The sequence below is a fragment of the Pseudomonas sp. S31 genome (assembly GCF_016648105.1).
GTDB lineage: Bacteria > Pseudomonadota > Gammaproteobacteria > Pseudomonadales > Pseudomonadaceae > Aquipseudomonas.
On the sequence record NZ_JACVVE010000037.1, the window covers coordinates 49673 to 56677 of the forward strand.

A 7005-nucleotide genomic window follows, 5' to 3' on the forward strand; every position below is an offset into this window, starting at 1 on the left:
GGGCAAGCCCGCTCCCACAGGGAGTTGCGCTGGATTCCAGGAGTTGGGTAAGACCACAGTCACGAAAAAGCCCCGGTTCTCGCGAACCGGGGCTTCTTCATGGAGCAGGGGGTAAGGCTGGCTTACATCATGCCGCCCATGCCACCCATGCCGCCCATGTCTGGCATACCGCCGCCAGCTGGGGCTTCGCTCGGAGCATCAGCGATCATCGCTTCGGTGGTGATCATCAGACCGCCGATCGAAGCAGCTGCTTGCAGGGCCGAACGGGTGACCTTGGCTGGGTCGAGGATACCCATCTCGATCATGTCGCCGTATTCGCCGGTAGCAGCGTTGTAGCCGTAGTTGCCCGAACCTTGCTTGACCTTGTCAGCCACAACGCTTGGCTCGTCGCCGGCGTTGGCAGTGATCTGGCGCAGCGGGGCTTCGACCGAGCGACGCAGCAGGGCGATACCGACGTTCTGGTCTTCGTTGTCACCCTTGAGGTCGGTGATGGCAGCCAGGGCACGAACCAGGGCAACGCCACCGCCAGGCACCACGCCTTCTTCGACGGCTGCACGGGTAGCGTGCAGGGCGTCTTCGACGCGGGCTTTCTTCTCTTTCATTTCAACTTCGGTGCCAGCACCGACCTTGATCACGGCAACACCGCCAGCCAGCTTGGCCAGACGCTCTTGCAGCTTCTCACGGTCGTAGTCCGAGGAAGTTTCTTCGATCTGGGCACGGATCTGCTTGACGCGTGCTTCGATGTCGGCGTCGACGCCAGCACCGTCGATGATGGTGGTGTTTTCCTTGGACAGGATGACGCGCTTGGCGTTACCCAGGTGCTCCAGGGTGGTGGTTTCCAGGGTCAGGCCGATTTCCTCGGAGATGACCTGGCCGCCGGTCAGGACAGCGATGTCCTGCAGCATGGCCTTGCGGCGATCGCCGAAGCCCGGGGCCTTGACTGCAGCGACCTTGACGATGCCGCGCATGTTGTTGACCACCAGGGTGGCCAGGGCTTCGCCTTCGACGTCCTCGGCAACGATCAGCAGCGGACGGCCGGCCTTGGCAACGGCTTCCAGAACTGGCAGCAGTTCGCGGATGTTGGAGATCTTCTTGTCGACCAGCAGCAGCAGCGGGCCTTCCAGCTCGGCAACCATGGTGTCCGGCTTGTTGACGAAGTAAGGCGACAGGTAGCCACGGTCGAACTGCATGCCCTCTACGACGGACAGTTCGTTTTCCAGGCCCGAGCCTTCTTCAACGGTGATCACGCCTTCTTTACCGACTTTTTCCATGGCTTCGGCGATGATTTCACCGATGGAGTTGTCGGAGTTGGCGGAGATGGTGCCTACCTGGGCGATGGCCTTGGAGTCGGCGCATGGCTTGGACAGGTTCTTCAGCTCGGCGACGACCGCGGCGGTGGCCTTGTCGATACCGCGCTTCAGGTCCATCGGGTTCATGCCGGCGGCAACGGCCTTCAGGCCTTCGTTGACGATGGCCTGGGCCAGGACGGTAGCGGTGGTGGTGCCGTCACCGGCAGCATCGTTGGCCTTGGAAGCGACTTCCTTGACCAACTGGGCGCCCATGTTCTCGAAGGCGTCTTTCAGCTCGATTTCCTTGGCGACGGAAACGCCGTCCTTGGTGATGGTCGGCGCGCCGAAGCTCTTGGCCAGAACCACGTTACGGCCTTTCGGGCCGAGGGTCGCTTTTACCGCGTCAGCCAGAACGTTGACACCAACCAGCATTTTCTTACGAGCGGAATCGCCGAATTTTACGTCTTTAGCAGCCATGATCGTTTAATCCTTGAAATTCTTTGGAGTAACGGGAAGTCGGGAAAATCAGCCTTCGACAACGGCGAGGATTTCGTTCTCGCTCATTACCAGCAGGTCTTCGCCGTCGACTTTCACGGTGTTGCTGCCCGAGTAAGGGCCGAAAACCACTTTGTCACCCACTTTGACGGCCAGCGCACGTACTTCGCCGTTGTCCAGGATGCGACCGGTGCCAACGGCGACGACTTCGCCGCGGTTTGGTTTTTCAGCGGCCGAACCCGGCAGGACGATACCGCCAGCGGTTTTCGATTCTTCTTCGCTGCGACGGATGACTACGCGGTCATGCAGAGGACGAAGCTTCATTGTCGATCTCTCCCAAATTGTGGTTTTCATCGGCCGGTATCGACACCGGCGGGTTGATGCGGTCCGGCGTTGCCGGGAAGTGGCCCGCGACGGGCGAGCCACTTGTGTCATGTCTGGTGTCGCCACCAGAAACCTTGCGGTGACCACATACATGAGGTCGCCCGAAACGATTACAAGGTCTTGAATATAAAATTTTTCATCGAAACGTTTCACCCACGACAGGCTCAACGAAAAACGGCCCCTCACGGGGCCGTTTGCAACGGAATGGTCACTTGTCGCGGCGCTCGTACTCGCCCTCGATGACATTAGGCCGATGGCCAGCATCGCGCGGCTGGGCCTGGAGCGGGTCATCCTGGAACGCCCGCTGACGCATGGCCTGCTCCTCGGCGCGCTGGCGCATCTTGCGCGCGGCCAGGTGGCGGGTGAACGGCAGCAGGCACAGCACGCCCAGCACGTCGCTGATGAAACCCGGCAGCAGCAGCAGGCCACCGCCGACGGCCATCATCATGCCCTGGAACATGTCTTCGGCAGGCAGTTCGCCACGTTGCAGGCTTTCACGGGCACGCAGGGCGGTGGCCAGGCCGGCCACGCGCAGCACCAGCACACCCAGTGCGGAGCCGGCGATGATCAGCAGCAGCGCCGGGAAGAAACCGATGGCGGCGCTGACTTTGACGAAGACGAACAACTCCAGCACCGGAAAAATCAGAAACAGCAGTAGAAAAGCACGCATCAAGGATTCCTCGACGGAAGAGAACCTTCCAATAAGACCTCAGATGGATGCGCGCGCTCCGGATTTCAAGCCTCGGCAGCCTCAGCGGCCGGCCACTGGTCGGCGCGGGCCAGCAAAACCAGGGCTTCACGGATTTGTGTCGGTGTGTTGCAAGCCGCCGGGAACGGCAGCCAGTAGATGCCCTGGCCAATGCGCAGGTGCATCCCTTCGCTGTCGATGCCGACCATTTCGGCCGGCGCATGGCGCGGCAGGCCCGTGAGCTCCACATAGTGGCCGATGGCATTGGCGTGGTCGGCGTTCATGTGCTCGATCATGCTCGCCTCGGCCTTGCCGGCGAAGGGGTTGGCCAGGGTGACCTGGTCGAGCCAGTGAATTGCGCCGAAACCGCCGATGTAGCGATGGCGCACCGGCTGCAGCACCCAGAAGTCGAAGTCGTGGGCCTTGTGGTAGTTGGACGCGTCGGGGAAGTAGCGGTAGTAGCGCTCGGCTGCGGCTTCGATGGCCTCCGGCGTCTCGAGCTTGTGTGCCTCGGCCATCACCGTCAGGCGGCCGACGGCCTGCACGTCCTCGGCCTCGCGCTCGCCGACCAGCAGCGAGCACTTGGGGTCCTTGTGCAGGTTATGGGTGTGCTGGGCGATCCGGCTGATGAGGATCAGCGGGTTGCCCTGGGCGTCCAGGCAATACGGCACCACCGAGCCGAACGGGAAGCCGGGCATCGATTTGGAATGGGTCGAGAGCACGCCGCGGTATTCCTTGAGCAGCAGTTCCCGGGCGGGGCGAAGGGCGTTGGTACTCACGAAGGGTGCTCCTGGCGACGGACTGGATGGCTGACAAGATAAGCATTATCACCCGCCAGTGCCAATGGGGCGCTTTGCGCCCCCCAAAGATTTACCAGGTCACGCCGAAGCCTGCGGTATAGCGGGTCTTGTCCAGATCGCTGTCACGCGTGCCGCTGATGATGTCCTTCTCTGCCTTGAGGTTGAGCGAGGCCCATTCGGTGACCTTGTAGCGCAGACCGACCTCGGCATCCACCGAGTAATCGGCGGCGCCACCCAACGGCTTGGCGAATTCGCCATTGGTGAACAGCTGGACGTTCTTGCCGATCAGGTAACGGGTGTAGTCCCACTTCACCGCCGCCGAATAGAAGTTGTCCTTGGCCCCGTCCTGGTACTCGAAGTCGGTACGGTTGATCAGCGAGCCCAGCGAGAACGCGCCCAGCTCGTCGTCCCAGAACTGGTAGCCAGGGCCGGTACCGACGGTACGCTGGCGGGCCAGGTCTTCGATCTTGTCACGCTTGTACTCCGCCCGCCCCTGCCAGAACCACTTCTCGGTGATGAAGCGATCGAGGGCATACTCGGCACTCCAGTTGTCGGTGGTGGTGACGTCGTCCTGGTTCTCGCGGTTGTATTCGCCTTCGGCATTGTGCCGCCAGCGACCGTGGCGGGCGGTGGTCTTGAAACTGATGTCGTAGTCGTCGGTATCGGTCTCGGCGCGCTTGTAGTCCATGGCCACGTCGACGTTGCCTTTCCAGGAGAAGTCCTCGACCAGCGGCTTGGGCTTGAGGATCTGCTGGATGCTGGCCAGGTCGACGGTCTTGGGCGCCTCGCCATTGGCCAGCGTCACCTTGCCCGCCTCTGCGGCGCTGAGCGACTTGGCCTTCTCACCCGTGTAGGCGTCTTGCTTGACCAGCAATTCCTGGTCGCTTTCGAGGGTCTGAACCTGCTTCCAGTCCAGCGAGATGGTGCCCCCGTATGGGGTGTCGAGCACCAGTTTGCCACCATCGAAGACCTTGATCGTGCCGCTCAGCTTGTCACCGTTCTTCATCCAGACGGTATCGGCGAACGCAGGGGCGGCACACACGGAAACAGCTAGCAGGGACAGCAGGAATCTAGAATACATAAGCGGACTACAGGTTCGATTTGACGAAAAAAGCCGGGCATTATCCAGATACCGACGACCAGAGCAAGGACAGACCCACGACCCTGCTGTTGAGTTCAACTCTCATTTGCCCAACCGCTCGTCCGGTTTCATCCTCAGCCCAGGGGGGCCCTGATGTCCGATGATTTTCACGCCGCACTTGAAACGCCCGAAGCCCGACGAACGGCGCTGTACTCGGTACTCGGCCAAGTGCCTGCCGGCAAGGTGGTGAGCTATGGCCAACTGGCCGAGTTGGCGGGGCTGGGGCGTGCCGCGCGCTGGGTGGGCCGCACCCTTAGCCAACTACCAGCCGATACCCGTCTGCCTTGGCACCGCGTGCTCGGCGCCGGTGGCCGCCTGAGCTTGGCGCTGGGTACCCCAGGCGGCGACGAACAGCGTGCGCGGCTGCGCGCAGAAGGTGTGAATGTGGCCAATAATCGTGTGGATATGACCCGCCATGGCTGGCGCCCAATGGAGCACAGCGGTTAGAGTGCGCGCTTTGTTTTCGTAAACTTGAGGCAGATGTTGGCCCATGCCCCGTAAAACCTGGCGCGCTGCGCTCGCCGCCTATGCCAGCCCGTCAACCCTGGTGCTTCTGCTGCTCGGCTTTGCCGCCGGCTTGCCCTACATGCTGGTGTTCTCGACCCTGTCGGTGTGGCTGCGCGAGGCCGGGGTGGCCCGCGAGACCATCGGCTACGCCAGCCTGATCGGCCTGGCCTACGCCTTCAAGTGGGTGTGGTCGCCACTGCTCGACCAATGGCGCCTGCCGCTGCTTGGCCGTCTCGGCCGGCGCCGCTCGTGGCTGTTGCTATCGCAGGCGCTGGTGGTGCTGGGGCTGCTCGGCATGAGCCTGTGCGACCCGCAGCAGCACCTGTCTTGGCTGATCGCCCTGGCGGTACTGGTGGCCTTCGCCTCGGCCACCCAGGACATCGCGGTCGATGCCTATCGCCTGGAAATCGCCGACGATCAACGCCAGGCTGCCCTGGCCGCCAGCTACATGGCTGGCTACCGGATCGCTGCCCTGCTCGCCACTGCCGGTGCCTTGTTCTTCGCCGAATGGTTCGGCTCCACGGGCTTCGCCTACCTGCACAAGGCCTGGGCCGGGACTTACATGCTGTTTGGCGTGATGATGCTGCCCGCGCTGTTCACCACCCTGGTCATGCGCGAACCCGACGTGCCGATGCGTACCCAGATCTCGGCGGCGCGCTACGGCCTGGTGCACCAGATGGCGTCGGTGTTCGTGCTGATCATCCTGCTGGTATCGGTGCCTGCCAGCTTCACGCAGATGTTCAACACCGGCTGGTCCAGCGTCATCTCGGGTGATGCCACCCCGCTCGACCTGCTGCTCGAGGACCGCGCCTTCCTGCGCCTGATCCTCTACGTATCGCTGACCTGGGCGTGCCTGTCGGGCATGGGCCGTCGCGGCCTGGCCCCGGTACTGACGCCGATCAACGACTTCATCACCCGCTACCGCTGGCAGGCGTTGCTGCTGCTCGGGCTGATCGCCACCTATCGCATGTCGGACACGGTGATGGGCGTGATGGCCAACGTGTTCTACATCGACATGGGCTTCACCAAGGACGAGATCGCCAGTGTCAGCAAGATCTTCGGGCTGATCATGACCTTGGTCGGCGCCGGTGCCGGTGGCCTGCTGATCGTGCGCTTCGGCATCCTGCCGATCCTGTTCGTCGGTGGCGCCGCCTCGGCAGCCACCAACCTGCTGTTCGTGATGCTGGCCGACATGGGACCGAACCTGAAGATGCTGGTGGTGACCATTTCGCTCGACAACTTCAGTTCGGGCCTGGCCACCTCGGCGTTCGTCGCCTACCTGTCGAGCCTGACCAACCTGAAGTTCTCGGCCACCCAGTACGCCTTGCTCAGCTCGATCATGCTGCTGCTGCCGCGCCTGATTGGCGGCTACTCGGGGGTGATGGTGGAGAAGTTCGGGTACCACAACTTCTTCCTGATCACCGCGCTGCTGGGCGTACCGACGCTGATCCTGATCGCGCTGCACTGGCGCCAGGAAGTGGGGCGCGGCAAGCAGCAGCCGGTGGAACATTCGGCGGTCGAACGGCCCTGAGGTTATCGGTGCCTCTTCGCGGGTAAACCCGCTCCTACAGGAGCATGATGTCCCTGTAGGAGCGGGTTTATCGGGGCGCCGAACCGCCGCGAAGAGGCCGCTACAGGCAATCCAGATTACTGGGCCACAACCCCAGCCCGCCCACCGACCACCCACCACAGCGGCCACAG

7 protein-coding genes are annotated in these 7005 nt (G+C 62.7%); 2 read left to right on the forward strand and 5 right to left on the reverse strand.

What is annotated here, in order from left to right; all coding sequences use genetic code 11:
* Window positions 1–122: 122 nt before the first annotated feature.
* The 5 genes from groL to IAE37_RS22730 all read right to left on the reverse strand — a co-directional run bounded on the left by groL (window position 123) and on the right by IAE37_RS22730 (window position 4737).
* Window positions 123–1766: a chaperonin GroEL gene (groL, locus tag IAE37_RS22710; protein WP_201177168.1), complete on the reverse strand. Its 1644-nt coding sequence runs from the start codon at window positions 1764–1766 to the stop codon at window positions 123–125.
* A 48-nt stretch (window positions 1767–1814) separates the two neighbouring features.
* Window positions 1815–2108: a co-chaperone GroES gene (locus IAE37_RS22715; protein WP_009395550.1), complete on the reverse strand. Its 294-nt coding sequence runs from the start codon at window positions 2106–2108 to the stop codon at window positions 1815–1817.
* A 268-nt stretch (window positions 2109–2376) separates the two neighbouring features.
* Window positions 2377–2838, reverse strand: a complete 462-nt coding sequence (locus IAE37_RS22720; protein ID WP_201177169.1) for an FxsA family protein — start codon at window positions 2836–2838, stop codon at window positions 2377–2379.
* Between the two features lie 65 nt (window positions 2839–2903).
* The gene (locus IAE37_RS22725) at window positions 2904–3635 is read right to left on the reverse strand and encodes a HugZ family pyridoxamine 5'-phosphate oxidase (RefSeq protein ID WP_201177170.1); all 732 of its coding nucleotides are present in this window, start codon (window positions 3633–3635) and stop codon (window positions 2904–2906) included.
* 91 nt (window positions 3636–3726) lie between these two features.
* The gene (locus tag IAE37_RS22730) at window positions 3727–4737 is read right to left on the reverse strand and encodes a DUF481 domain-containing protein (RefSeq protein ID WP_201177172.1); all 1011 of its coding nucleotides are present in this window, start codon (window positions 4735–4737) and stop codon (window positions 3727–3729) included.
* Between the two features lie 153 nt (window positions 4738–4890).
* Here IAE37_RS22730 and IAE37_RS22735 point away from each other — a divergent pair, with 153 nt between their 5' ends.
* Window positions 4891–5244 carry an MGMT family protein gene (locus tag IAE37_RS22735; protein ID WP_201177174.1) on the forward strand — a complete coding sequence of 118 codons (354 nt, stop codon included), beginning with the start codon at window positions 4891–4893 and terminating at the stop codon, window positions 5242–5244.
* A gap of 43 nt (window positions 5245–5287) precedes the next feature.
* A complete protein-coding gene (locus IAE37_RS22740; RefSeq protein WP_201177176.1) occupies window positions 5288–6835 on the forward strand; it encodes an AmpG family muropeptide MFS transporter in 1548 nt (515 codons plus the stop codon).
* Window positions 6836–7005: the final 170 nt, after the last annotated feature.

What these genes read in the sequence shown, in the direction of transcription:
- groL (WP_201177168.1), bottom strand. Translation starts at nt 1,766, where the DNA reads ATGGCTGCTAAAGACGTAAAATTCGGCGATTCCGCTCGTAAGAAAATG.
- IAE37_RS22715 (WP_009395550.1), bottom strand. Translation starts at nt 2,108, where the DNA reads ATGAAGCTTCGTCCTCTGCATGACCGCGTAGTCATCCGTCGCAGCGAA.
- IAE37_RS22720 (WP_201177169.1), bottom strand. Translation starts at nt 2,838, where the DNA reads ATGCGTGCTTTTCTACTGCTGTTTCTGATTTTTCCGGTGCTGGAGTTG.
- IAE37_RS22730 (WP_201177172.1), bottom strand. Translation starts at nt 4,737, where the DNA reads ATGTATTCTAGATTCCTGCTGTCCCTGCTAGCTGTTTCCGTGTGTGCC.
- IAE37_RS22735 (WP_201177174.1), top strand. Translation starts at nt 4,891, where the DNA reads ATGTCCGATGATTTTCACGCCGCACTTGAAACGCCCGAAGCCCGACGA.
- IAE37_RS22740 (WP_201177176.1), top strand. Translation starts at nt 5,288, where the DNA reads ATGCCCCGTAAAACCTGGCGCGCTGCGCTCGCCGCCTATGCCAGCCCG.